Origin of the sequence: Streptomyces fodineus (assembly GCF_001735805.1) — a bacterium.
GTDB classification, from domain to species: domain Bacteria; phylum Actinomycetota; class Actinomycetes; order Streptomycetales; family Streptomycetaceae; genus Streptomyces; species Streptomyces fodineus.
Genome location: NZ_CP017248.1, coordinates 3,514,780 through 3,540,710 on the forward strand (window position 1 = coordinate 3,514,780; position 25,931 = coordinate 3,540,710).

Consider the following 25,931-nt stretch of genomic DNA (forward strand, 5'->3'; position numbering starts at 1 on the left):
CTTACGCGGCTGCCAGCTTCGCCGCCGAGTCGGCGTCGACGCAGGCCTGGATGACCGAGTCGAGGTCGCCGTCCAGGACCTGGTCCAGGTTGTACGCCTTGAAGCCGACGCGGTGGTCCGAGATGCGGTTCTCCGGGAAGTTGTAGGTGCGGATCTTCTCGGAGCGGTCGACCGTGCGGACCTGGCTGCGGCGGGCGTCCGCGGCCTCCCGCTCGGCCTCCTCCTGCGCCGCGGCGAGCAGCCTGGAGCGCAGGATACGCAGCGCCTGCTCCTTGTTCTGCAGCTGGCTCTTCTCGTTCTGGCAGGAGGCGACGACCCCGGTCGGGATGTGCGTGATGCGCACCGCGGAGTCGGTGGTGTTGACCGACTGGCCGCCCGGGCCGGAGGACCGGTAGACGTCGATACGCAGGTCGTTCGCGTTGATCTCGACGTCGACCTCCTCGGCCTCCGGGGTCACGAGGACACCGGCGGCGGAGGTGTGGATACGGCCCTGGGACTCGGTGGCCGGCACACGCTGCACGCGGTGCACACCGCCCTCGTACTTCAGCCGGGCCCACACGCCCTGGCCGGGCTCGGCCTGGCCGCGGGCCTTCACCGCGACCTGGACGTCCTTGTAGCCGCCCAGCTCGGACTCGGTGGCGTCGATGATCTCGGTCTTCCAGCCGACGCGCTCGGCGTAGCGCAGGTACATGCGCAGCAGGTCGCCCGCGAAGAGCGCGGACTCGTCACCGCCGGCGCCCGCCTTGATCTCCAGAATGACGTCCTTGTCGTCACTCGGGTCGCGCGGGATCAGCAGGAAGCGCAGGCGCTCGGTGAGCTCCTCGCGCTGCTTCTCCAGATCCTTGACCTCGGCGGCGAAGTCGGGGTCGTCGGCCGCGAACTCGCGCGCGGTCTCGATGTCGTCGCCGGTCTGCTTCCAGGAGCGGTACGTGGCGACGATCGGGGTCAGCTCGGCATAGCGCTTGTTCAGCTTGCGCGCGTTCGCCTGGTCGGCGTGGACCGACGGGTCGGCGAGCTTGTGCTCCAGATCGGCGTGCTCGGCGACGAGTTCGTCGACTGCCTCGAACATCTTTGGCTCCTGATACTGCGGGTGAAGGGCTGGCGGGCGACCAAAAACGCCGGTCCCGGGCACACCCCGGCGGGGGTGTGGCCGAGGACCGGCGAAATGGGGCTCGCTACTTCTTGGAGCCGGCGGCAGCCTTGCCGAAGCGGGCCTCGAAGCGGGCCACACGGCCACCGGTGTCGAGGATCTTCTGCTTGCCCGTGTAGAACGGGTGGCACTCGGAGCAGACCTCGGCGCGGATGGTGCCGCTGGAGATCGTGCTACGGGTGGTGAACGACGCGCCACAGGTGCAGCTGACCTGCGTCTCGACGTACTCGGGGTGGATGTCGCGCTTCAAGGTGTCTCCTAGGTTTCGGGAGGGCGCCGGGTCGCTGCCACGGGGTGCGGGAGCGTGAACCGGAGCCGACGTACCAGTCTGCCAGGACTGGGGCCATCCCCCAAAACCGGGGGCCACTGTTCTTTATTCCTCGAGGGTGTCTGCCCGCCTACCGGGGTGCCTGGTGGTCGCCGTTCGCGGGTGCGGCGCGTGGTGGGCTGGTCGCGCCCACGCGGCGGAGCCGCATACCGATACAGCCCCGCGCCCCTTAATCGGTCACCACGCCCTTGGCTTCGCCTGTGGCCGTACCTGTCGTCGCCGACTTCGGGATCGGGCGGTCGTTCTTCAGGGCGTCCCACACCAGCTGGGCCTTCGCCTTCTCCATCAGGACCCGGTTGGGGTTCGCCGGGTCGTACCGGACCGGCATGGTGATCATGGCCATGTTCTTGGAGCCGATGCCCTTGAGGCCGTCGGCGAAGTCGGTCAGGGAGTTCACCGAGCCGAGGTCGGAGTCGGTGGTGACCGTCTTGGTCGCGGTGTCGGCGAGGTCGTAGAGCTTCTTCGGGTTGCTGAAGACGCCGACGTGCTCGACCTGGTTGAGCAGGGCCTTGACGAAGGCCTGCTGGAGCTGGATGCGGCCCAGGTCGGAGCCGTCGCCCACGCCGTGCCGGGTGCGGACCAGGCCGAGGGCCTGCCGGCCGTTCAGGGTGTGGGTGCCGGCCTGGAGGGTCAGGTGGCTCTGCGGGTCGTCGATGTTCTTCGCCGTGGTGACGGGGACGCCGCCGAGGTCGTCGATGAGCTTCTGGAAGCCCGCGAAGTCGACCTCCAGGTAGTGGTCCATGCGGATACCGGTGATCGACTCGACGGTCTTCACCGCGCAGGCCGCGCCGCCGGTGCCATAGGACTCGTTGAACATCACGCCGGACGCGGCCGGGTGCGTGGTGCCCTTGGTGTCCGTGCAGGTCGGGCGGTCGATCAGGGTGTCCCGGGGGATGGAGACCACGCTGGCCTTCTTGTGGCCCTCGTAGACGTGGACGATCATCGCCGTGTCGGAGCGGGCGCTGCCGTCGTCGGTGCCGCCGCCGAGCTTCTTGTTGGAGCCGGAGCGGGTGTCCGAGCCGAGGACCAGGATGTTCTCGGAGCCGTTGTCGATCTTCGAGGGGCGGTCGTTGCCGAGGGCCTGGTCGATGTCGACGCTTCGGATGTTGCCGTTGAGCTTGAAGTACACGTACCCGACGCCGGCGCCGCCCAGCACGACCACACCGGCGGCCGTCCAGGCCGTGGCGCGCAGGGCCTTGCGGCTCCTGCTGCGGGCCTTGCGGCGGCGGCCCTTGCCCGGCGTACGGGGGCCGGTCTCGCCCGGCTCGGTTATGACGGGCTCCGGCGTGCTCTCGGCGGACACATCGCTCCTAGGTCTCGTCGGTGTCGGATACCCCCTGCTTTCAGGGTCAGGCGCGGTCGGTACCGCTCCATCGTCGCTCCGCATGGTCAGACGGAGAAACTCGGGAAAGAGTTGCACAACGCAAAGTGCCCATCGCGTACGGCGATGGGCACTCTGTGTAGTCGAACGGCGCGGGTGCACCTCGCTCACCTGCGGTTTCAGCCCCGGAGGACGTAAGCCTGGAAACCGGGGCCGACCGAGATACTTGTGGCAAAGATCTCGCTTGTGGCCTTTCCGGGGTGCTTGTGCCGATGGTGCCCTTGCACAGCCCTTGCACAGATACAGAAGGGCCGCCCCCCGTCACTGCTGGACGAGGGGCGGCCCCTGGGCTTGCCTGCCCTCAGTCTCCGTTGCCCGGCGTCGGCGTCGTCTTCTGAATCTGCATCAGGAACTCGACGTTCGACTTGGTCTGCTTCATCTTGTCGAGCAGCAGCTCGATCGCCTGCTGCTGGTCGAGCGCGTGCAGCACACGACGCAGCTTCCAGACGATGCCCAGCTCCTCGGCACCGAGCAGGATCTCTTCCTTACGGGTACCGGAGGCGTCCACGTCCACGGCCGGGAAGATCCGCTTGTCCGCGAGCTTGCGGTCGAGCTTCAGCTCCATGTTGCCCGTGCCCTTGAACTCCTCGAAGATCACCTCGTCCATGCGGGACCCGGTGTCCACGAGAGCCGTGGCCAGGATGGTCAGCGAACCGCCGTCCTCGATGTTGCGCGCCGCACCGAAGAACCGCTTCGGCGGGTACAGCGCGGTGGAGTCGACACCACCGGACAGGATGCGGCCGGAGGCCGGCGCCGCCAGGTTGTAGGCGCGGCCCAGACGCGTGATGGAGTCCAGCAGGACGACCACGTCGTGGCCCAGCTCCACCAGACGCTTGGCGCGCTCGATGGCGAGCTCGGCGACCGTGGTGTGGTCCTCGGCCGGGCGGTCGAAGGTCGAGGAGATGACCTCGCCCTTGACCGACCGCTGCATGTCGGTGACCTCTTCCGGACGCTCGTCGACGAGGACGACCATCAGGTGGCACTCGGGGTTGTTGTGCGTGATCGCGTTGGCGATCGCCTGCATGATCATGGTCTTGCCGGTCTTCGGCGGGGCCACGATCAGACCGCGCTGGCCCTTACCGATCGGCGAGACCAGGTCGATGATGCGGGTGGTGAGCACGCCCGGGTCCGTCTCCAGGCGGAGGCGGTCCTGCGGGTAGAGCGGGGTCAGCTTGTTGAACTCCGGGCGGCCACGGCCGTGTTCGGGCGCCATGCCGTTGACGGAGTCGAGGCGGACCAGCGCGTTGAACTTCTCGCGGCGCTCGCCCTCCTTCGGCTGACGGACCGCACCGGTGACGTGGTCGCCCTTGCGCAGGCCGTTCTTGCGGACCTGGGCGAGGGAGACGTACACGTCGTTCGGGCCCGGCAGGTAGCCGGAGGTCCGGATGAAGGCGTAGTTGTCGAGGATGTCGAGGATGCCCGCGACGGGGATCAGGACATCGTCCTCGGCCAGCTGCGGCTCGGCGATGTCGTCGCGGCCACGACGGCCACGGCGGTCACGGTAGCGGCCACGACGGCCACGACGGCCGCCCTCGAAGTCGTCGTCATCCTGCTGCTGGCGGTCCTGACGGCCGCCGCCCTGCTGCTGACCCTGCTGCTGGCGCTGGCCGCCCTGCTGGTCGTCGCCCTTGCCCCGGCGGTCGCGGTCACGGTCACGGCCGCGCTCGCGGCGGTCGCGGCGGCCACGGCCCTCGCCGTCACCGGCGTCACCCTTGGTGGCCTCGCCCTGCGCCTGCGGCTGGGCGGGCGTCTCGGCCTTGGGCTCGGCCTTGGCCTCGGCGGCGACCGTCTCGGCGCTGCTCGCGGCGGGACTGCCCGCATCGGCGGTGGCGCGGCGGCGACGGCGCTCGGTGGGGGCGTCGTCGGAGGCCGGCTGGCCGGGGATCTCGATCTGCTGCTGGGCCACGGCCTTCTCGGCGGGCGCCTCGGTCTTGGCCTCCGCCTTCTTCGCCGTGCTCTCGCCGCTCTCGGCGGACTCGCCGGTGCGGGCCTTGGAGGTGGCGCGGCGCTTCGGCTTGGCCTCGGCGGCGGTCTCGGCCTTGGGGGCGGCACCCCCGGCGGCCTGCGCCTCCTTGATGACCTCGATCAGCTGGCTCTTGCGCATCCGCGCGGTGCCCCTGATGCCGAGGCCCGAGGCGACCTGCTGCAGCTCGGCCAGCACCATGCCCTCGAGGCCGGTACCGCGGCGCCGCCGGGAGCCGGCACCGGTGGCAGGCGCGGAGGCGTCCGTGGCGGGCGCGGCAGCGGTCTCCTCGACACGTGCGCCCATCAGATCGGTGGTGTCGCTCACGAAGGGTCCTTCCCTGGAGCGGACGTCGGCCTGTCTGGCTCGGCGACCGGTTGTGCTGTCCGGCTACGGTCCTGTCTTCCGTGAACCGTGCCGGGGCGGTGGTCCGCCAAAGCGGCGGAAGAAATGTGCGGTGATGGCGCTTCCGCGAGTCGTGGCACCCAGTGTCACGTGGCGTGGTAGCACCGATTCCGGAGCGTGCCCGGCGGCCCGCTCAGTGTCCGCATACGACGTACTGCCCAGGTACGGCGTACAGAACACGGAGTGGCGTGGGAGGCTCCCGGAAGAATGTCTGTCCCGGACGGGGACACGAGGCACCTCGCCATGGTGGGGTCGGGTGCAGACTTGAGGTTAACACTACCGGATCCAACAAACATTCCCCCTCTCGAAATCCGGCAACCGGGTGTCAGGTCGCAAGCGGCAGCACGCTCGCTCCCTGGACATCGAGGTCCAGCCGGTTCGCGGCCCAGCCCGCACCCGCGAGATGGGCGACCTTGTCGGCGCTGTCGGCGTCGGCCAGCGCCATGACGGTGGGTCCGGCGCCGGAGATGACGGCCGGGATGCCGTCGGCGCGCAGCCGCTCCACCAGCGCGGCGCTCTCCGGCATGGCCGGGGCGCGGTACTCCTGGTGGAGGCGGTCCTCGGTGGCGGGCAGCAGCAGCTCGGGGCGCCGGGTGAGGGCCTCGACGAGCAGCGCGGCACGGCCCGCGTTGACGGCGGCGTCGACGTGCGGCACGGTGCGCGGCAGCAGGCCGCGCGCGGTCTCGGTCAGGACCGGCTTTCCGGGCACGAAAACCACCGGAACGATGGAATCACGGGGCTCCATCCTGATCGCCCGGGCTGCGCCGGCCTCCATCCAGGACAGGGTGAATCCGCCGAGCAGACACGCGGCCACGTTGTCGGGGTGGCCCTCGATCTCGGTGGCCAGTTCCAGCAGGGCCGCGTCGTCCAGACGGGCCTCGCCGCCTATGGTCACCGCGCGGGCGGCGACGATGCCGGCGCAGATGGCGGCGGAGGAGGAGCCGAGGCCCCGGCCGTGCGGAATGCGGTTGGCGCAGACGATCTCCAGGCCGCGGGGCTGTCCGCCCAGCAGGTCGAAGGCGGTGCGCAGGGAGCGGACGAGAAGGTGAGACTCGTCACGCGGGAGGGTCTCGCTGCCCTCCCCCGCGATGTCGATGTGCAGCCCGGAGTCGGCCACCCGGACGACCACGTCGTCGTAGAGCCCCAGCGCGAGGCCGAGGGCGTCGAAGCCCGGCCCGAGATTGGCGCTGGTGGCGGGAACGCGCACCCGGACGGCGGCGGCGCGGAACGCTGGACCGGCCATCGCTCGTTGACTCTCCTTGAGCTGCGTGACTGTCGAAGACATTCGATACGTACGTGGAGACCCTCCGGCCGCGCAGACGGCGCGGCGTCGCCCATATGCGCAGCCATATGCCAGGCATATGCAGCGGGCGGGTTCAGTACAGCCTATCGAAGGAAGGTTCTGTGGCGACATAGGGCGCACAGGAGGCGCACGATGCGTGTCGCAAGCCCCCTGTGCACCCTGTCAGGGTTTTCCGGGGTTCAGCCCAGGCCGAGGCGCTCGGCGGCGGCGGCCGCGTCGACCGGGACGGTGACCGGCTGCGGTGCGCCGGCGACGGCCCAGTCGGGGTCCTTCAGACCGTTGCCGGTGACCGTGCACACGATCGTCTGGCCCGCATCGACCCTGCCCTGCTCGGCGGCCTTCAGCAGACCGGCCACCGAGGCGGCGGAGGCGGGCTCCACGAAGACGCCCTCCTGTGCGGCCAACAGGCGGTAGGCGCGCAGGATTTCACGGTCCGTCACCTCGTCGATGGCGCCGCCCGACTCGTCCCGCGCGGCCAGGGCGTACTGCCAGGAGGCGGGGTTGCCGATGCGGATGGCGGTGGCGATGGTCGACGGGTCCTTGACCACCTCGCCACGCACGATCGGGGCGCTGCCGGAGGCCTGGAAACCCCACATGCGCGGGGTCTTCGAGGCGATGCCGTCGGCGGCGTACTCCCTGTAGCCCTTCCAGTAGGCGGTGATGTTGCCCGCGTTGCCCACCGGCAGGACGTGGATGTCGGGCGCGTCGCCGAGCATGTCCACGATCTCGAAGGCGGCCGTCTTCTGCCCCTCGATACGCACCGGGTTGACCGAATTGACCAGCGCCACCGGGTAGTTCTCGCTCAGGTTGCGCGCGAGCGTGAGGCAGTCGTCGAAGTTGCCGTCGACCTGGAGGATCTTCGCGCCGTGCACGAGGGCCTGGCCCATCTTGCCCAGGGCGATCTTGCCCTGCGGCACCAGCACGGCCGACACCATGCCCGCGCGCACCGCGTACGCCGCGGCGGAGGCGGACGTGTTGCCCGTGGAGGCGCAGATGACGGCCTTGGCCCCCTCCTCCTTCGCCTTGGAGATGGCCATGGTCATGCCGCGGTCCTTGAAGGACCCGGTGGGGTTGGCACCCTCCACCTTCAGGTGGACCTCACAGCCCGTGCGCTCGGAGAGCACCTGCGCGGGCACGAGCGGCGTGCCGCCCTCGCGGAGCGTCACGACCGGCGTGGTGTCGGATACCGGCAGCCGGTCCCGGTACTCCTCGATGATTCCGCGCCACTGGTGGGTCATTGCTGGTTACTCTCCTTCAACCCGCATGATGCTTGCGACACCCCGCACGGTGTCGAGCTTGCGCAGCGCCTCGACGGTCCCGGTGAGGGAGGCGTCGGACGCGCGGTGGGTGACGACGACGAGGGAGGCCTCGCCGTCCTTGCCCTGCTGGCGCACCGTATCGATCGACACCCCGTGCTCGGCGAACACGGTCGCGACCTGGGCGAGCACGCCCGGTTTGTCCGCGACGTCGAGGCTGATGTGGTAGCGCGTGACGACCTCGCCCATCGGCGAGACGGGCAGGGCGGCGTACGCCGACTCACCGGGCCCCGTCGCGCCGCTGAGCCGGTTACGGCAGACGGCGACCAGGTCGCCGAGCACGGCGGAGGCGGTCGGGGAACCGCCGGCGCCGGGGCCGTAGAACATGAGCTGACCGGCCGCGTCGGACTCCACGAAGACGGCGTTGTACGCGCCGCGCACGGAGGCGAGCGGGTGGGTCAGCGGAATCATCGCGGGGTGCACGCGCGCGGTGACGGACGCCCCGTCCTGCGCCCGCTCGCAGATGGCGAGCAGCTTGATGGTGCAGCCCATCTCCTTGGCCGAGCGGAAGTCCGCGGCGGTGACCTCGGTCATGCCCTCGCGGTAGACGTCGTCGAGGCGCACGCGCGTGTGGAAGGCGATCCCGGCGAGGATGGCGGCCTTGGCGGCGGCGTCGAAGCCCTCGACGTCGGCGGTCGGGTCGGCCTCCGCATACCCGAGCGCGGTGGCCTCGTCGAGCGCCTCCTGATACCCGGCGCCGGTGGAGTCCATCTTGTCGAGGATGAAGTTGGTCGTGCCGTTGACGATCCCCATCACCCGGTTGATCTTGTCGCCGGCGAGGGACTCGCGCAGCGGGCGGACCAGCGGGATGGCGCCGGCGACGGCGGCCTCGTAGTAGAGGTCCTTGCCGTTCTCCTCCGCCGCGGCGTGCAGCGCGGCCCCGTCCTGGGCGAGCAGGGCCTTGTTGGCGGAGACGACGGAGGCGCCGTGCTCGAAGGCGGTGGTGATGAGGGTCCGGGCCGGCTCGATCCCGCCGATCACCTCGACCACCACATCGAGGTCCCCGCGTTTGACGAGGGCGGTGGCGTCGGTGGTGACGAGGCCCGGGTCGATGCCCTCACGGACCTTCGAAGGGCGCCGGACCGCGACCCCCGCCAGCTCCACCGGGGCGCCGATCCGCTGGGCGAGGTCGTCGGCGTGCGTCGTCATGATGCGCGCCACCTCTGAGCCGACAACCCCACAGCCCAGCAGCGCCACCTTCAGCGGACGCGTACGCATCATCCGACCTCGTTTCCTCTCACCGTCACGGTTGGACCAGTCTCACTCACCGGACGGGACTTTCTACCCTTCGTCCGGATCCTGAGACATGTATTTCATTTGTACCGGGCTGGAAGACGGAGATCTTCCAGCCCTCTTCACCCGGTCACGGGCTAGCCGACATCGAGACGCAGGAGGTCCTCCTCCGTCTCGCGCCGGACGATCACCCGGGCCTCGCCGTCCTTCACGGCGACGACGGGCGGACGCAGCACATGGTTGTAGTTGCTGGCCATGGACCGGCAGTACGCGCCGGTGGCCGGTACGGCGATGAGATCCCCCGGCGCCAGGTCGGCGGGCAGGAACGCGTCCTTGACCACGATGTCCCCGCTCTCGCAGTGCTTGCCGACGACACGCGCGAGCATCGGCTCGGCGTCGCTGGTGCGCGAGACGAGAGAGACGCTGTACTCGGCGTCGTACAGCGCCGTCCGGATGTTGTCGGACATACCGCCGTCGACCGACACATACGTCCGCAGCCCCTCCAGCGGCTTGACGGTGCCGACCTCGTAGAGCGTGAAGGCGGTCGGGCCGACGATGGCGCGCCCGGGCTCGACGGAGATGCGAGGTGTGCGCAGCCGGGCGGCCTCGCACTCGCGGGTGACGATCTCGGTGAGCGCCTTGGCGATCTCATGGGGTTCGCGGGGGTCGTCGTCGCTGGTGTAGGCGATCCCGAGACCGCCGCCGAGGTCGATCTCGGGCAGCTCGACGCCATGCTCGTCACGCACGTCCTTGAGCAACCCGACAACGCGGTGCGCGGCGACCTCGAAGCCGGACATGTCGAAGATCTGCGACCCGATGTGGGAGTGGATCCCGATGAGCTCGAGCCCGTCCAGCTGAAGCGCCCGCCGCACGGCCTCGGCGGCCTGCCCCCCGGCGAGCGGAATCCCGAACTTCTGGTCCTCATGGGCGGTCGCGATGAACTCATGCGTATGCGCTTCGACGCCCACGGTGATCCGGATCTGGACCTTCTGCCGCTTGCCGAGGGACTGCGCGATGTGGGCGACGCGCACGATCTCCTGGAACGAGTCGAGCACGATCCGCCCGACACCGGCGTCGATGGCGCGGCGGATCTCCTCCTCGGACTTGTTGTTGCCGTGGAAGGCGATGCGCTCGGCGGGCATCCCGGCGGAGAGGGCCGTGGCCAGCTCGCCCCCGGAGCACACGTCCAGATTGATTCCCTCTTCGTGCAGCCACCGCACGACAGCGCGGGACAGGAACGCCTTCCCGGCGTAGAACACATCGGCACCGGCCCCGAAGGCCGTACGCCACGCACGCGCGCGTGCCCGGAAGTCGTCCTCGTCGAGGATGTAAGCCGGGGTGCCGTAGCCCTCGGCGAGGGTCTTCACATCGACACCGCCGACGGTGACGACCCCGTCGGCGTCGCGCGCGACGGTCTGGGCCCACACCTTCGCATCGAGGCTGTTGAGGTCGGCGGGCGGCGCGGCGTAGTGCCCCTCGGGCAGGACGTCGGCGTGCCGGGGCCCGGCGGGATGTGCGGAACGGCTCATGACGGTGACTCTCAGACTCTCTGTCTCTCTCCGGGGCGCATCTGCTCTGAGGCCCTCAGAGATGTTCGGGTGCGTCGATGCCGAGCAGGGACAGGCCGCCGGCCAGCACCGTCCCGGCGGCTTCGGCGAGGGCGAGCCGGGCACGGTGGGCGGCCGAGGGTTTCTCCTCGCCGCAGGGAAGCACGGACGACAGGAAGGGCAGCACGGCATCGGCGACGGTGACGAGATGCCGGGCCAGCCGGTCCGGGGCACGGTGGGTGGCGGCCGCGGCGAGGATACGGGGATGGTCGGCGAGGGGGGTGAGGAGGGGGCGGGCGGCTTCTTGGGTGGGGGTGGGGCTGGGGGTGGGGCTGGGGATGGGGATGGGGATGGGGAGGGGGGTGAGGGGGGTGGGGGCGGCGGCTTCGTTGCCGGGGCCGGTGACGGTGTGGCCGGGGCCGGGGCCGGTGGCAAGGTCGAGGGGGCCGGGCTCGGCGGTCAGGGAGGCGCGGGCGGCTTCGTTGCCGGGGCCGGTGACGGTGTGGCCGGGGCCGGTGGCAAGGTCGAGGGGGCCGGGCTCGGCGGTGAAGCCCAGCCGGGCGGCGTTACGGCTGACGGCGCGGACCCGGGCATGGGCGTAACGAACCCGGAACAGCGGATTGCTCTCCCGCTGGACCAGGTGATCGGCGGTGATCCGGGGCCGGTCGTGCGGGGCGGGGTACAGCAGGGCCCACTGGGCGGCGTCGGGTCCGAGCGGGGCGGGGTCCTCGGCGGCGGGCACGGGCCGCAGATTGACAGGCTCACCGTGCTCGACAGTGCCCCGCGCACCCTGGGTGGCGAGGATCCGTACAACGGCGTCGGCAACCACCTCGGCCCGTACCTCGTACGGCACGCGCAGCTCGACGACCTGCCCGGCGAGCGCGGCACCATGGCCGTACTCCGCACCACGGGCCCTGATCTCCCGGACGAGCCCGGTGACGAGGTCGTCCCGCGCGTCGAGGCAGATGTTGAGAAACCCGGGCCCGGTGACGACGACGTCCCGGATACCGTCGGCGTCGACGAGCCGGGGCCGCAGGATCTCGGCGACCCGCAGCGGCGACTGCCCGGCCGTCCGGGCGAGTCGCAGGGCGACGTTGGTGGCGTAGTCCCCACACCCGCCGGGCCCCGGCTCGGTCACCACAACCCGCTCGGGCACGCTCACACTCAGCTCCCCGTCCTCGACAGCACGACGCACCGCGCGCAGCACGGTGCGGGACAGCTCGACGGGGGTCACGGGACAAGCGTAGGGGAGGGAGGGGGTGGGTAGGGGAGGTGGTTCTCAGTGTGGGACGGGGACGGGTGGGCGAGGTGGTTCTCGGTGTCAGCCTGGGAAGGGGGTGGGGCCGTCGGCGTGCGGCGTGAAGTGCGGCAGCGGCGCAGTGGGGCAGTGGGGCAGTGCGGCAGCGGCGCAGTGGGGCAGTGGGGCAGTGGGGCAGTGGGGCAGTGGGGCAGTGGGGCAGTGGGGCAGTGGGCATGGAACCGTGACGGCCATGTCGACGACCATCCCCGCGGCCCTCTGTCCGCTCCCAGCCCCTGCCTGATCCCCCGCTGACTGCCCCGGAAGAAAAGCAACTCACCTCCGACACCTAACCGCCGGAGGAAATCCGCCCCGGTACGCCATCGGAGACCCCGTCGCCGTCTCCACCAGCCCCGTCTCCGTCCCCGTCCCCATCGCCGTCCCCGTCGCCACCACTGCCACCGCCTCCGCCCCGGTATCCGCCCTCTCCCCCACACCCCTCTCCCCCGTCGTCGCCGCTCCCGCGCTCGATCAACTGCTTGACGAGCCGTACGAGTTCGGCCGGTTCGAAGGGCTTGGCGAGGAAGGCGTCCACACCGACGTCGAGGCCGCTGTCGACCTCGTACTGCGTACAGGCGCTGATGATGGCGAGGGGCAGGTGGTGGGTACGGGGATCGGCACGAAGCCGGGCGGCGGTGCGCAGGCCGTCCAACCGGGGCATGACGACATCGAGTGTCACGACGTCGGGCCGCACCTGGTGCACCACGTCCAGACACTCGGCACCATCGGCCGCGGTCACGACCTCGAGCCCTTCCAGCTCGAGGTTGACCCTGATCAGCTGCCGGATGACCTTGTTGTCGTCCACAACAAGCACCCGACCCGAAGCGCCTGGCACAACTCGAGAGTAGGTCCGGACCGGCCACCGCGTCCGGGTTTTCCCCACTTCCACCCCGTACAGGGGACCCGCCGCACGTACGGGGTGGACACACTCCGATCACGCAACGGCCCCGTTCCACCAACTCTGCAGACCTGCTCCGCCACCGTCCAGGAACCCAGCTCAGCCCACGCAGTGATCCCGTCCTGCCCCGTCCGAGAGCCCGTTCCACCCGCGCAGTGGCCCCGCCTCCTCCCATCCAGGATCCCGTTCCACCCGCGCAGTAGACATGTTCACCCCCGTCCAGGGTCACCCCTGCCCCAGCCAGGAAAACGGGTTCCTGATCACCCCGCCGGACCTGCTAATGTTCTACACGTCGCCGCGAGCGAAGAGCTCCGCAGCCGACACGCCCCCGTAGCTCAGGGGATAGAGCAACGGCCTCCGGAGCCGTGTGCGCAGGTTCGAATCCTGCCGGGGGCACCCTGCATGAGGTGCCCAAAGACCCCGTCACCAGCGGAAACGCTGAGGCCGGGGTCTTCGCGTTTGTGCAGCCGTATGCGGCCCGAAGCGGCCGTATGTCGGGGTCTGTGGACGGGGCGTGGACGGGATCTTGGAGCATCGCCGCAGGTCGCTGCCCCCTTCCGACGCTCGACTCAGCTCGCCTCGATGACAGGGCAACTGGCGCGGCTCCAGCCGTGGAGTCCGCGGCACCCGACTGCTTAGATCGCTGGCATGACGGACTGGTCCCAGCTCCACCACGCCTACGGCACGGCAGAAGACATTCCGAGCCTGCTCGGCGCGGTGAGCGCGGCCCCGAAGGATTCAGGCTGGACCGCGCTTTGGTCGCGGCTGTGCCATCAGGGGACCGTCTACTCAGCAAGCTACGCAGCCTTGCCGGCTCTGCGAGACAAGGCACGCCAGTGGTCGCCCGCGGACAGACAGATGCCGCTCGTGCTGGCCGGGGCCATCGCGGCCAGCGCTGATCAGCCATACGGCGATCAAGATCCCCACGTGGCCTACTCCTCGGAGATGTCCGACCTGACGCAACTGGCCGAGGAGGCTCTTCGCGATCCGGCCCTCGGCGACGACCCCTGTACTTACGTCTATTTGCTTGCCGCACTCCTCAGCTTCGAGGGGGTCGACGTCTGGGGCGAACAGCTCGACGGATTGAACGACGATGAATACGAAGTGTCCTGTCCAGCATGCAGTACAGAGAACTTCATAGCCTTCGGTGAGTACGGCTTCTTCTCGACCACGGACAGCATGTACATGAACGAGACCACGGCAAAGAAGACGCCGCTGCAGCCTGCGGACGCCTCAGCCCTGGAGGGGCTGGCCCAAAGACTCCACAGTCGCGCACTCGCAGACGGCCAGACCGATATCGCGCATAAGTTGACTTACGTTTTCGGCAAAGCACAGTGCGCCGAGTGCGATGAGGTCTTCAGCGTCGCGGAAGCCATCACCACCCGCTGGGACGCATGAACCACATCGTCGTCCCGGTCTCATGTGCGCTGCCGGGTGGAGCGAAACGTCTCGAACTACAGCCGCCGGCCGCACCGGTGCCCGTGTTCGACCCGCCAGGGCAGCCGCGAGACCGGCGGCCCACGGGGGACGAGGAAGGAACTCCGATATGCCTCATCCTGCTGTCACTCGCCTGCATCAGCTACTCCCGCCGCCCGTCTCCGGAGGAGACGTGGTGGACTGGGAAGGACTCGCCAGCTCGATGCAGCTCGAACTCCCAGCGGACTACTGCGAGTTCGTTGAGTCGTACGGCGGGGGAGAGATCGACGAGTACCTGTCCATTAGTACGCCGCCCGTCCCAGGATCGCCCTACGGGGACCTCCTCGACAGAGCCGATCCCGTACTTTCGGACCGGGACAGCCAGGAACTGGGCGTTCTCCTTTCAAGACGAGACTTGCCGCCCCTCTTGCCCTTCGCGGCCTCGGCCAGCGGCGATGTCGCCTTCTGGCTGCGGAAGGGCACACTCGACAGTTGGAGGGTGGCCACTTTTCGGAGGCAGACGCAGCACGGGGCGAACCTCTGGACGATCTTCGACGGTGGCATGGCACAGTTCTGCCTGGCCGCCCTCACCGGCGCAGTGGATCCGTTCAGCGAACGGATCCTGGGACCAGGCCCGCACCTGTTCGTGAACTGGCGCGAGATGTAACCACCGGGCCGACCCGCGCGGTCACCGGAACGCACTGCTGTCCTCGTGGGACCCGGTAGACGACTCACCTCATTGTGTACGGCAATCCCCGTGACCACAATCGACTGTCATCAACCCCATCGACGGCTGAGCGACCGGCCAGAAGTTCGGGACCCAGTTCCCCCATGACAACGGCGTGTTCCGGGGCGGTATTTCAGGGCACGGCGGCACCGCTTGTACGTGTCGAATACTGCCGGGATGCCGTCCAGCTTGTAGCGGCCGACTCCCTCGGTCCCGGCCAACGACCCAACCGTGCCCGGCTATTTCTTGCCCTTCTGGTCGTTCTTCTTGAAGCAGACGACGAAGTTGCCAGGGCCTGACTGGGTGAGTGAGCCGGTCGTGCCGGGGACGTCGGAGCACGAGAAGGTGTCGACGACTCCGTCCTTGTCCATCTTCAGGACCTTGTAGTCGGCGTGCGGGTCGGTGCAGTCGAGCTTCTTGGTCTTCGCCTCCTTTGCCGTCCCGATGTTCTGGAAGCAGTCGCCGGCCTTGAGCGTCGCGGACTGGTCCTTCGTGTCGTACGGGCCCATGGCGCAGAACGCCACCAGGCCCGCGATGACAAGGACCAGACCGAGGAAGATCAGGCGGTTGCGTCGTATCTGCGCCGGGGTGTACGAGGCGTTCAGGCCGCCCTGGGGCGGTATTGGGGGCACGGGCAGTTCCTCAGGCAGTGGGGACGTGCGAAGGCGGCCACGAATCTAGCCCACCTGCCTGCACGCGTCGTTCGCCGCCCCCGTTGGTCCTGCCCGTCGACCTCGGGGGTTGCGCGGCGCCTTTGGTGAACTGTCCCGCGAGGGGTGGCGTCTGTGGCTCCGGCGTTGGCGTTTGTGCCGGACACCTCGGCCGGAAAGTCGGCGGAGCGCTGCCCTATGGCGACGTGGTCGGCCGAGGCCGGCGTAGCCCGGAAAAACCGATCCGAGCCGGCTCTGGGGGGCGGCTCACCCGCGCGGATGCGCTCGGCAGGACACTGGCCACGAGGGTGTGCATGGTGAGTTCATGAACACTACACCTCACCCCAAGAAGGCCGTTTCCCGCATTCCGCGAGTATTCGCGGTGAGTGCCGCCCTGGGCATCGCTTGTGCGGCGGGGGTGGCGACCGCCACATCCGCCGTGGCCGCGACGCCCGTCACACACGTCGTCACAAAGGCCGCCCCAGCCTACGGCCACGGTGGCGGCGGGGACGGCGAGCACTTCCAGTGCGGCAACGGCCTCCTCGACCTGCTCAACTTCTGCAACTGACGGACAACCGGCGGCGGTTCCTGTTCGCCAACCACGCAACAGCACCATGAAGAAGTCCACCCACCCACCCCCAGGGCGGTCAGGGACAGGGGCAGGATCCCCCTCCCTGACCGCCCTGCCGACCACAACCGAAGGCTCCGTGTCGGAGTGAGCACCGCAGCACGGTCGTCGAGCCACGCCGCCGCCGATGCCGCCTGCGGGTTCGTCTCTGTCAACACCCATGCCCTGCCCTGCCTGGTCATCCTGTGCCCGGTGTCTACACGACACCCAGCCCCCGCTTCGCAAGGCGTTTGAGGGCGCGGGAGAACTCGTCGACTGCGTCGCCGAGCTCTTTGTGGAGCCCGCGTACGGACGCGTGGGCGTCCGGATCCAGTGTGTGAGCGCCGCGGGCCTGATGAGAGCGGATCTGGCCATCCACCTGGTGCGCGTGGCTTCGCACGATCACCGGCTTCTCGAACAGCGCCAGCGGGTCGGACGCCATGGAGCACCACCTGGGGGCTGCACGTGGCAAGGTCGGTGCGATCCCTGTCCACCTGTCGGAGGGGGTTTGCCCTCCCAGTGCCGGCATCAGCTGGATCCTCGCCTCGATGAATGGTGAGGTGAAGGTGTGGAGCTCGGTTTGGAGCGGGTCGAGTTGTGTGATGGTCGCGGCCTTGACGCTCCCGAGTGACGTATACCTGGCCCCCATCGCCGTAGCTACGGCGCCCACTATCACGCCGCCAAGACCGATCCAAGCCACTGGAGCTTCGGACTGGGCCACCGGCTCCCCCTCAGCGCTCCCGTCACGCAGCCGTACCCATGGTGTCAGGGGTAGCACGACCATGGAATACAGCGGAAACCCCTGGCACCGAGTTGCCGGTTGTTCCGAATCGCCCCTGCTCTTCCGGAGCATTCGAAACCTCGCCGTACGACTGCCGGCGGGTGCGCACCCGTACACGGCGGCCGGCATCGCTCCCGCTCCCACGCCCGACTCGGCACCGGTGTCGGCACCACCCTCAAGCCGTCCGCCTCCGCGACGCCGTCTTCTTCGCCGTACTCTTCGAAGCCGCCGCCTTCTTGCCCGCCGCCTTGGAACCCGCCGTCTTCTTCGCTCCGGCTCCCGCCCCGGCCCCGGCCCCCTGAGCCGCCTTGGACGTCGACTTCCGGGCCGGTGCCGCCTTCTTCGCGGCCGTGGCGGCCGCCTTCTTCGCCGTGGACGTCGACTTCTTGCCCCCGGCCGCCTTGGGCGCAGCCCTCGGCGGCAAGGGTCTGACCTCGGCCTCGCCGCCGGCCGTCGCCTCGCGGGACTCCCGTGCCGCTCGCACGCTGTTCTCCAGGGCCGCCATCAGGTCCAGGACCTTGCCCCCGGCCGCCGGCGCGGGTGCCTCAGGGGGTGCCTCGCCGGCGGCCTTCGCGGCGATGACCTCCTCCAGCGCCTCTCGGTACTCGTCGTGCAGATCCTCCAGGTCGACCTCGCCGAGGGTGTCCATCAGGGCGTCCGCGAGGTCGAGTTCCTTGTCGCGGATGGTGACGGAGGCGTCGGGGGCCACACCCTCGGGGGCGCGGACCTCGTCCGGCCACAGCAGGCCGTGCATGGCGATGGCGTCGCCGACCACCCGGAGCATGCCGAGGCGTTCGCGGCCGCGCAGGGCGTACTTCGCGATGGCCACCTTGTTGCTGCGCTTCAGGGCCTCGCGCAACAGCGTGTACGGCTTCGCGGCCGGCGTGCCGGAGGCTGCCAGGTAGTACGCCGCGTCCATCTGGAGCGGGTCGATCCGGTCGGCCGGCACGAAGGCCACGATCTCGATCGTGCGGGCGGTCGGGATCGGCAGGTGGGAGAGGTCCTCGTCGCTGATCGGGATGATCGTGCCGTCCGCGTCCTCGTACCCCTTGCCGATCTCCGTGCCGCTGACCTCGCGCTCCTCCAGCTCGCAGAACTTGCGGTAGCGGATGCGGCCGCCGTCCTCGGTGTGGATCTGGCGGAAGGAGATCGAATGGCTCTCGGTGGCGTTCACCAGCTTGATCGGAATGCTGACGAGCCCGAAGGAGATCGCGCCGTTCCATATGGATCGCACGTGCCGCACCCTTCCCTAGGCCGATTCCGACGCTTTCAGCTGTTTGTCTGGGATTGTCATCGTATGACGCCTATCACAGAGGTGGAGGGGCGGCGGGTCGCCCTCAGCAACCTGGAGAAGGTGCTGTATCCGGAGACCGGCTTCACCAAGGCGGAGCTGGTGCACTACTACGCGACCAGCGCCGAGGTACTGCTGCCGCATCTGCGCGACCGGGCCGTGTCCTTCCTGCGCTATCCGGACGGGCCCGAGGGACAGCTGTTCTTCACGAAGAACGTTCCGCCCGGTACACCCGAGTGGGTCACCACCGCCGAGGTGCCGCGGTCGTCGGCCGACAGTCCGGCCCGGATGGTGGTGGTGCAGGATCTGGCGAGCCTGGTCTGGGCGGCGAATCTCGTCACCGAGTTCCACACCCACCAGTGGCTGGTGCAGACCCCGGACCAGGCCGACCGGCTGGTCTTCGATCTCGACCCGGGCGCGCCCGCGACCATCGTGCACTGCTGCGAGGTGGCCCTGTGGCTGCGCGAGCGGCTCGCGGCGGACGGTATCGAGGCGTACCCGAAGACGGCCGGCTCGAAGGGGCTGCACCTGCTGGCCTCGGTCCAGGGCTCGTCATCCGAACGGACGAGCGAGTACGCGAAGGCGCTCGCCGTGGAGGCCGAGCGGGCGATGCCGCGGCTGGTGGTGCACCGGATGACGAAGAGCCTCCGACCGGGCAAGGTGTTCGTCGACTGGAGCCAGAACGCGGCCCGCAAGACCACGGCCACGCCCTACACGCTGCGCGCCCGCAGCGCCCCGCTCGTCTCCGCGCCGGTGAGCTGGGAGGAGGTCGCGGACTGCCGCGACCCTGGCCGACTGGAGTTCCAGGCGGGCGACATCGCTCCGCGGCTGCAGGACCTCGGGGATCTCATGGCCGGACTGCTGGACCCGCAAGCGGCCACACCGCTCCCTGACCCACACCCCCGTGCCCTCTGAGCCACACCCGGCTCCCCCAAAGCCACACGCTCGTGCCCGCTGAGCCACACCCTGCCCCCCCCAAAGCCACACCCCCGTACCCACTGAGCCACACCCTGGCCCCCAACGCCGTACCCCCCGAGCCACACCCCGGCCCTCACACCCCCGTACCCCCGAGCCACACCCTGCCCCCCAAGCCAACCTCCCCGCACCCCCGAGCCACACCCCGCCCCCAAGCCAACCTCCGCCCCCCTGAGACACACCACACCCCCAGCCCTACACCCTCCCCCACGTGTTCCGGTCCCGTGCCATCGCGTGCAGCGCCTCCACGTCCGCCGGCTTCAGCACCGCGCCGAGCCGGGCCAGGCCCGTCAGCTCGGTGTCCTGGAGGATCCGTACCGTCCTCGGCGGTACCGCCACCGTCACGTCGGCCGGGCCCGCCAGGGCCAGCACCGGGCGTACCTCGGCGGTCAGGGCGTAGGAGGCCCGGTCGGCGACGGCGCGCAGCCGGCGCAGCAGCGGCTCGGCCTCGCGGCGGCCCACGGTGACCATCGGGTCGGCGACCAGGACCCGGGCCTTGCGGGCGTACAGGGCGTGCAGGGCGAAGAGGCCGCCGGGGCCGAGCAGGAGATGGTGGATGCGGTCGCCGCCGGGCAGGGCGATGGAGTGCAGGGTGTGCCAGCCGGCGCCCTCCAGGGCGTCCACGGCCGTGCCGACGGCCTCCTCGGCGGCCAGGGCGCGCCGGCGCGGGTCGGGGCGCAGCCGGTGCGCGGGGCCGGGATCGCGGTCGAGGGCGACGAGCAGGGCCTCGCCGGGGCGGTTGGGCGCGAGGTCGTCGTCCGGGTGCAGGGTCAGCCGGGCGAGTTCCGCGGGGGTCGGCACCGGCGGCGGGCCCACGGTCACCGGGCCGGTCAGGAACGGCCGCAGAGCCTCGAGTACGTCGTCCCTGCTGTCCTCGCCGAGCAGGTTGACCCGGCCTGCCGCACGGTCGTACCAGGCGACATTGCTTCCGTCCGGGCGGCAGACGTACAGCCTTTCCCGGCCGTGCCGATAGGCCGGCACCACGCGCAGTGCGCTCATGCGCCATCACCCCTCGACCATGGGAACAGGCAGGGTGCTCCCGGGGCAAGACCGGTTACCGTGGAGGGCGGCCCCGCGAGGGGAGTTGGGGAGGCGCCGTTGCGGATCCGCGGAAGGCAGCCCGACGTACCGGTTCCGGCGAGCCCGTGGAACGAGATCGTGCCTGGTCTGTGGATGGGCGGGCACGAGTTCCGGGGCCGCTCGGGACGGCCGGAGCTCGCTGTCGTACGTGCTGAGTTCGATGTGGTGCAGACGCTGCTGCGGATGCCGGGGTACGGCCCCGATCCGGGGGTCGAGCACCATGTGTGGCCGATTCCGGACGGCCCGCTGGACGGGACGCAGCTCGCCGGCGTGATCCGGCTGGCCCACGCGGCGAACGAGGCGCTGGACGCCGGGCGCCGGGTGCTGGTGCGCTGTTACCACGGGTACAACCGCTCGGGCCTGGTCGTCGCGCATGCGCTGGCCCAGCGGGTCCTGCCTCGCCCGACGAGGTGATCCAGCTGATCCGGGCCCGGCGCTCGGCGTGGGCGCTGCACAACGAGTTGTTCGTGGAGTATCTGCGCGCGGGCCTGTCGACCGTGCGGCTGCTGGAGGAACTGGCCGAGTAGCCTCTCTCTTCAAGCGTCACCCCGACGGGTGCAAAAAGGACTTATATACGAATTTCCTCGTTTACACATAAGGTGTACGGGGCCCCGTCCGACCCCGACACCCCAGGAGCACCGTGCCAGCCCGCCGTCCCGCGCGTACCGCCCTCACCGCGGCCGCCGTCGCCCTGCTCTCGGTGACGGCGGTGGCCTGCGGGGACACCGGAGGACTGCGAGGCGCGGGCGCGGCCCCGACCGCCGTCAGCCCCGCCAAGCTCTGGCCCCACCTGCGCCCGGCGTCCAGTCCCGCCTACCCCTACGCCGTGTCGACCCGTGCCGTCGTCAAGGGGATCACCGTCCCCGGCGACGACATCCGCAAGGTGAACCCGGTGGACGTGGTCGAGGCCGAGATCAAGGCGCATCCGGACGACTACGGCTCCAAGGGGGCGTACCACGCCACCGTGGACCGGCTGAAGGACTGCCGCAGCGGCGGCGACCAGGCCCGCTGCCCGCTGCTGAAGCCGTACTACCGGGACCTCACGGGCGACGGCCGGGACGACATGACGCTCGGCTTCCGGCTCTACCCGACCAACCAGACGGGTGTACGGGTCTACACGGTCGAGAAGCACAAGCTGGTGCAGGTGCTGGCCGACAACGACGCGATCCTCGGGGTGGAGCTGGCCGGCCGGTCGCTGATCGAGCGCTCACCGGCCGACATCTCCGGCTACGAGTACCGTACGACCTGGGTGTGGGACCCGGGGCAGCGCGCGATGGTGTTCTCCCGCGACGAGTACCTGCACACCGGTGAGGGACGGCACGCCAAGAAGCCCTCGCCGTCCGCCTCCCCCTCCGCCTCCGCCTCCGCGAGCGCGCGATGAGGCTCTCACTGCCCCGCTGGGCGGGCCCGCTCGCCGTGAAGGCGGCCGCGTTCATCACGGTGATGTGCTGTGCGCTGGCCGCGCTGCTCGGCATCCTGGTGCATGTCTCGGTGACCAACCAGACCGTCGGCCAGGCCCGCAGCCTGGCCCTGTCCCGGCTCGCGGACACCACCCAGGCGTACGAGGCCGGGGACGCGCTGCTGCCGAACGCCGGGGTCGACCCCCAGGGCCTGCCCACGGCGCTGCGGAGGCTGGCGGCGGCCGGTGACCGCGGCACGATGGTCTCCACGCACCAGGGGCGGCCCACCATGTGGGCGGCGGGCCCGGTGGCCGGGCACCGGGCACTCGCCGTGGCGATCGACTACTCGCAGCAGGCCCGCACCATCGCCGGGCTCGACAACTCGATCCTGTGGTCGTCGGGGCTCGCGATCGGGGCGACGGTGGTGGTCGGCGTGTTCGCGGTGACCCGGGTGACCCGGCGGCTGCACGGCACCGCACGGGTGGCCCGGCGGATCAGCGCGGGCGACCTGGACGCGCGCGTCGACGACCCCCTTACGAAGGACCCGTCCCGTCCGCAGGACGAGGTGGCCGCGGTGGCGGCGGCCCTGGACTCCATGGCATCGAGCCTGCAGGGCAAGCTGCTGAGCGAGCAGCGGTTCACCGCGGACGTGGCGCACGAGCTGCGCACTCCGCTGACCGGGCTGCACGCGGCGGCGGAGCTGCTGCCGCCGGGCCGGCCGACGGAGCTGGTGCGCGACCGGGTGGCGGCGCTGCGCACGCTCACCGAGGACCTGCTGGAGATCTCCCGGCTGGACACCGGGCGGGAGAAGCCGGCGGTGGAGACCGAGGAGCTGGGGGCGCTGGCCCGGCGGGTGGTGCGGGCCTCGGGCACCGACACGGAGGTGCGCGTCCTGGCCGACGCACGGGTGGAGACCGATCGGCGGCGCCTGGAGCGGGTGCTGGGCAATCTCGTGGCGAACGCGCACAAACACGGCCGGGGGCCGGTCGTGCTCACCGTGAACGGGGCCGTGGTGACCGTACGGGACCACGGGGAGGGGTATCCGGACTACCTCGTCGCGCATGGGCCGCAGCGGTTCCGTACGGAGGGCGGGGCCACCGGGCACGGGCTGGGGCTGACCATCGCACTGGGGCAGGCGGAGGTGCTGGGCGCGCGCCTGTTCTTCGCGAACGCGGTGGACGGCGGGGCCGTCGCCACGCTGATCCTGCCGGTGGGTGAGGTGCGGTAGCGGGCTGCCGCTCCCCTTTGGGGTGCGCCCGAGCGCACACAAGACGCCCTATTTGGGTAGGTTCCGGGCATGACCAAGGCCGGAACCACCGTGGCGGCGGCGCAGACACCCGCACCCGCCGTGCGCCGCCTGCCCCGGCGCCGGGGCGTCGAACTCGCCCTGATCGTGCTGGCCGTGCTGCTGTCCGTGTACGGCTACTGCGCGGTGGGCCTGGCCCGGACCGGCACCGTCCCGCCCGGTGCCGTAGGTTACGGCGCCGGGCTCGGTGTGCTCGCCCTGTTGGCGCATATGGCGGTGCGCATCCGGGCGCCGTACGCCGACCCGCTGTTCCTGCCGATCGCGGTGCTGCTCAACGGGCTCGGGCTGGTCCTGATCTACCGGCTGGACCGGGAGACCCCGAACGACCAGGCGGCCCCGGCCCAGCTCGTGTGGTCCACGCTCGGGGTCGGGCTGTTCATCGCCGTCGTACTGGTGCTGCGCGACCACCGGCTGCTCCAGCGGTACGCGTACGTCTGTGTGGCCGCCGCGCTCGGGCTGCTCGCGCTGCCGATCCTGTTCCCGGCGGTCAACGGCGCCCGGATCTGGATCCGGCTCGCCGGATTCTCCATCCAGCCGGGCGAGTTCGCGAAGGTGCTGCTCGCGGTGTTCTTCGCCGCCTATCTGGCCGCCAACCGCAACGCGCTCGCATACGCGGGCCGGCGGCTGTGGTGGCTGCAGTTCCCGACCGGGCGGGTGCTCGGGCCGATCGTGACGATCTGGCTGCTGAGCGTCGGGGTGCTGGTCCTGGAGCGGGACCTGGGCACCTCGCTGCTGTTCTTCGGGCTGTTCGTGGTGCTGTTGTACGTCGCCACGGGGCGGACCGGCTGGATCGCGGTCGGTCTGCTGCTCGCCATGCTCGGCGCGGTGGCCGTCGGGCGCCTGGAGCCGCACGTGAACCAGCGGATCGAGGACTGGCTGCATCCCTTCGCCACCATCGAGGCCGGGCAGGGGCCCAATCAGCTCTCCCAGTCGCTGTTCGCCTTCGCCGCCGGCGGGGTCCTCGGCACCGGGCTCGGGCTCGGGCACTCCATCCTCATCGGCTTCGCCGCCAAGTCCGACTTCATCCTGGCCACGGCGGGCGAGGAGCTGGGGCTCGCGGGACTCGCGGCGATCTTCCTGCTGTACGCGCTGCTGGTCGAGCGCGGCTACCGGGCGGGCCTGGCCCTGCGCGAGCCGTTCGGGCGGCTGCTCGCGGTCGGGCTCGCCTCGATCCTGGCGCTGCAGGTGTTCGTGATCGGCGGCGGGGTCACCGGGCTGATCCCGCTGACCGGCATGGCGATGCCGTTCCTCGCCCAGGGCGGCTCCTCGGTGGTCACCAACTGGGCGATCGTGGCACTGCTGATCCGGGTCAGCGACTCGGCGCGCCACCAGTACGACGGGCAGGAGGCACCGTGAGCGACTACGGGGGCGGGCGGCCGATGGCCCGGTACATCCGGCACGCCTGCGCGTTCTGCGCACTGCTGCTCGCGGCACTGCTGGCCAACGCGGCCCGGGTGCAGGTGGTGCAGTCCCGGCTCTACGACGACAACCCGGCCAACCGCCGTGCGACGATCGCCCGTTACGGCCAGCCGCGCGGCGACATCCTGGTCGGCGACGAGCCGGTCACCGGTTCCGTCGACACCGGCGAGCAGCTGCGCTTCGAACGCAGCTACCGGAACGGCCCGTTGTACGCGCCGGTCACCGGATTCGCCTCACAGGCGTACGGCACCACGTTCCTGGAGCACGCCGGGGACGGGGTGCTCTCCGGCACGGATCCGGTGCTCTCGCCGCTGCCGCTGTGGAACGACATGACGCACAGGCTCAGTCCGGCCGGGAACGTCGTCACCACGCTCAACCGGGCGGCGCAGCAGGCGGCGTACCGGGGGCTCGCCGGGCGCAAGGGCGCGGTGGCCGCGATCGAGCCGGCCACGGGCCGGATCCTGGCGCTGGTGTCGAGTCCGTCGTACGACCCCGGGGAGCTGTCCGGCAACGGCGAGGCGGTGACCTCGGCGTGGGCGCGGCTCAACCACGACCCGGAGAAGCCGATGCTCAACCGGGCGGTACGGCAGACCTATCCGCCGGGGTCGACGTTCAAGGTGGTCACCGCGGCGGCGGCGCTGGACGCGGGCGTGGTCACCGACCTGGACGCGCGCACCGACTCCCCCGACCCCTACCGGCTGCCCGGCACCACGACCCGGCTGACCAACGAGGCCGACGACTGCCGGGACGCCTCGCTGCGGTCGGCCTTCGAGTGGTCCTGCAACACGGTGTTCGCCAAGCTGGGCGTGGACGTCGGGGTGAGGGACATGTCGGCCACGGCACGGGCGTTCGGGTTCAACGACACCCGGCTGCGGATCCCGTACTCCGTCGCGCCCAGCACCTTCGACCCGCGGGTGGACCGGGCGCAGCTGGCGCTGTCCTCGATCGGGCAGTTCAACACGCGGGCCACGCCCCTGCAGATGGCGATGGTGGCGGCGGCCGTCGCGGACCGCGGACAGCTGCGCTCGCCGTACCTGGTGGAGCGGACGACCCGGCACAACGGTGAAACGATCGCCGGGAGCGGGGCGCATCCGGTGCGGCAGGTGATGAACCCCTCGACGGCCACGCGGCTGAAGGAGCTGATGACCGACGTGGTCCGGGAGGGCACCGGCAAGCGGGCGGCCATCCCCGGCGCCCTCGTCGGCGGCAAGACCGGCACGGCCCAGCACGGGGTCGGCAACTCCGGTGCGCCGTACGCCTGGTTCGTCTCCTGGGCGCAGGCCGACAACTCCCTGGAGCCACAGGTGGCCGTCGCGGTGGTGGTGGAGGACGCCTCGGCGAACCGGGGCGAGATCAGCGGCGGCGGGAACGCGGCGCCGATCGCGCGGGACGTGATGCGCGCGGTTCTCGGTCCGTGAGACGGGGGGTACCGGCGACGGCCGGAGCCGACCTACCGTT

General features: G+C 70.5%; 22 protein-coding genes, 1 tRNA gene and 1 pseudogene. 10 read left to right on the forward strand and 14 right to left on the reverse strand.

Annotation, left to right across the window (positions count from 1 at the left end; translation table 11 throughout):
• Position 1: 1 nt before the first annotated feature.
• The 10 genes from prfA to BFF78_RS14360 form a co-directional block, all read right to left on the reverse strand.
• Positions 2-1,069: a peptide chain release factor 1 gene (prfA, locus tag BFF78_RS14315; protein WP_069778700.1), complete on the reverse strand. Its 1,068-nt coding sequence runs from the start codon at positions 1,067-1,069 to the stop codon at positions 2-4.
• Between the two features lie 106 nt (positions 1,070-1,175).
• A complete protein-coding gene (gene rpmE / locus BFF78_RS14320) occupies positions 1,176-1,400 on the reverse strand; it encodes a 50S ribosomal protein L31 (protein WP_019753312.1) in 225 nt (74 codons plus the stop codon).
• Between the two features lie 247 nt (positions 1,401-1,647).
• Complete coding sequence (locus BFF78_RS14325; protein ID WP_069778701.1) at positions 1,648-2,781, reverse strand: LCP family protein; 1,134 nt, start codon at positions 2,779-2,781, stop codon at positions 1,648-1,650.
• Positions 2,782-3,160: 379 nt separating this feature from the next.
• Positions 3,161-5,149 carry a transcription termination factor Rho gene (gene rho / locus BFF78_RS14330; protein WP_069778702.1) on the reverse strand — a complete coding sequence of 663 codons (1,989 nt, stop codon included), beginning with the start codon at positions 5,147-5,149 and terminating at the stop codon, positions 3,161-3,163.
• A 403-nt stretch (positions 5,150-5,552) separates the two neighbouring features.
• The gene (gene thrB, locus BFF78_RS14335; RefSeq protein WP_069778703.1) at positions 5,553-6,470 is read right to left on the reverse strand and encodes a homoserine kinase; all 918 of its coding nucleotides are present in this window, start codon (positions 6,468-6,470) and stop codon (positions 5,553-5,555) included.
• A gap of 239 nt (positions 6,471-6,709) precedes the next feature.
• Complete coding sequence (gene thrC / locus BFF78_RS44730) at positions 6,710-7,768, reverse strand: threonine synthase (protein WP_069778704.1); 1,059 nt, start codon at positions 7,766-7,768, stop codon at positions 6,710-6,712.
• A gap of 6 nt (positions 7,769-7,774) precedes the next feature.
• Entirely contained in the window at positions 7,775-9,067 is a 1,293-nt protein-coding gene (locus BFF78_RS44735) for a homoserine dehydrogenase (RefSeq protein ID WP_069778705.1), read from the reverse strand.
• Positions 9,068-9,216: 149 nt separating this feature from the next.
• Complete coding sequence (lysA, locus tag BFF78_RS14350) at positions 9,217-10,608, reverse strand: diaminopimelate decarboxylase (RefSeq protein WP_069778706.1); 1,392 nt, start codon at positions 10,606-10,608, stop codon at positions 9,217-9,219.
• A gap of 55 nt (positions 10,609-10,663) precedes the next feature.
• Positions 10,664-11,860 (reverse strand): ArgS-related anticodon-binding protein NrtL, encoded by a 1,197-nt coding sequence (gene nrtL / locus BFF78_RS14355; RefSeq protein ID WP_069778707.1) that lies wholly within the window; start codon positions 11,858-11,860, stop codon positions 10,664-10,666.
• A 352-nt stretch (positions 11,861-12,212) separates the two neighbouring features.
• Entirely contained in the window at positions 12,213-12,806 is a 594-nt protein-coding gene (locus BFF78_RS14360) for a response regulator (RefSeq protein WP_079161308.1), read from the reverse strand.
• A 339-nt stretch (positions 12,807-13,145) separates the two neighbouring features.
• Here BFF78_RS14360 and BFF78_RS14365 point away from each other — a divergent pair.
• The 3 genes from BFF78_RS14365 to BFF78_RS47395 all read left to right on the forward strand — a co-directional run bounded on the left by BFF78_RS14365 (position 13,146) and on the right by BFF78_RS47395 (position 14,904).
• Positions 13,146-13,217: transfer RNA gene (locus tag BFF78_RS14365), tRNA-Arg, on the forward strand.
• Between the two features lie 252 nt (positions 13,218-13,469).
• Positions 13,470-14,219 (forward strand): hypothetical protein, encoded by a 750-nt coding sequence (locus BFF78_RS14370; protein WP_069778709.1) that lies wholly within the window; start codon positions 13,470-13,472, stop codon positions 14,217-14,219.
• A 214-nt stretch (positions 14,220-14,433) separates the two neighbouring features.
• Positions 14,434-14,904, forward strand: a complete 471-nt coding sequence (locus BFF78_RS47395; RefSeq protein ID WP_227025832.1) for an SMI1/KNR4 family protein — start codon at positions 14,434-14,436, stop codon at positions 14,902-14,904.
• A 299-nt stretch (positions 14,905-15,203) separates the two neighbouring features.
• On the opposite strand, the gene BFF78_RS14380 is transcribed toward BFF78_RS47395, so the two are convergent.
• A complete protein-coding gene (locus BFF78_RS14380; protein ID WP_069778710.1) occupies positions 15,204-15,596 on the reverse strand; it encodes an LppU/SCO3897 family protein in 393 nt (130 codons plus the stop codon).
• A gap of 343 nt (positions 15,597-15,939) precedes the next feature.
• On the opposite strand from BFF78_RS14380, the gene BFF78_RS46180 reads away from it, so the two are divergent.
• Positions 15,940-16,182 carry a hypothetical protein gene (locus tag BFF78_RS46180; protein WP_159033004.1) on the forward strand — a complete coding sequence of 81 codons (243 nt, stop codon included), beginning with the start codon at positions 15,940-15,942 and terminating at the stop codon, positions 16,180-16,182.
• 256 nt (positions 16,183-16,438) lie between these two features.
• On the opposite strand, the gene BFF78_RS14385 is transcribed toward BFF78_RS46180, so the two are convergent.
• Positions 16,439-16,663: a hypothetical protein gene (locus BFF78_RS14385; protein WP_069778711.1), complete on the reverse strand. Its 225-nt coding sequence runs from the start codon at positions 16,661-16,663 to the stop codon at positions 16,439-16,441.
• Between the two features lie 514 nt (positions 16,664-17,177).
• Complete coding sequence (gene ku / locus BFF78_RS14390; RefSeq protein ID WP_069783564.1) at positions 17,178-18,236, reverse strand: non-homologous end joining protein Ku; 1,059 nt, start codon at positions 18,234-18,236, stop codon at positions 17,178-17,180.
• Positions 18,237-18,299: 63 nt separating this feature from the next.
• On the opposite strand from ku, the gene ligD reads away from it, so the two are divergent.
• On the forward strand, positions 18,300-19,208 hold the full coding sequence (gene ligD / locus BFF78_RS14395) for a non-homologous end-joining DNA ligase (RefSeq protein ID WP_069778712.1): 909 nt from the start codon (positions 18,300-18,302) through the stop codon (positions 19,206-19,208).
• A 255-nt stretch (positions 19,209-19,463) separates the two neighbouring features.
• Here ligD and BFF78_RS14400 read toward each other — a convergent pair whose 3' ends face one another.
• Positions 19,464-20,267: a hypothetical protein gene (locus tag BFF78_RS14400; protein ID WP_069778713.1), complete on the reverse strand. Its 804-nt coding sequence runs from the start codon at positions 20,265-20,267 to the stop codon at positions 19,464-19,466.
• Positions 20,268-20,366: 99 nt separating this feature from the next.
• Between BFF78_RS14400 and BFF78_RS14405 the strand changes: the two are divergent.
• From BFF78_RS14405 to BFF78_RS14425, 5 genes and pseudogenes are all read left to right on the forward strand, one after another.
• Positions 20,367-20,875: pseudogene (locus BFF78_RS14405) on the forward strand (protein-tyrosine phosphatase family protein).
• A 113-nt stretch (positions 20,876-20,988) separates the two neighbouring features.
• On the forward strand, positions 20,989-21,729 hold the full coding sequence (locus tag BFF78_RS14410) for a hypothetical protein (protein ID WP_069778714.1): 741 nt from the start codon (positions 20,989-20,991) through the stop codon (positions 21,727-21,729).
• Positions 21,726-22,976: a sensor histidine kinase gene (locus BFF78_RS14415; protein WP_069778715.1), complete on the forward strand. Its 1,251-nt coding sequence runs from the start codon at positions 21,726-21,728 to the stop codon at positions 22,974-22,976. Before BFF78_RS14410 ends, BFF78_RS14415 begins: the two co-directional genes overlap by 4 nt.
• Before the next feature lie 69 nt (positions 22,977-23,045).
• Positions 23,046-24,410, forward strand: a complete 1,365-nt coding sequence (locus BFF78_RS14420; RefSeq protein WP_069778716.1) for an FtsW/RodA/SpoVE family cell cycle protein — start codon at positions 23,046-23,048, stop codon at positions 24,408-24,410.
• Positions 24,411-24,433: 23 nt separating this feature from the next.
• Entirely contained in the window at positions 24,434-25,891 is a 1,458-nt protein-coding gene (locus BFF78_RS14425) for a penicillin-binding transpeptidase domain-containing protein (protein ID WP_193433659.1), read from the forward strand.
• The last annotated feature ends 40 nt before the right edge of the window (positions 25,892-25,931 follow it).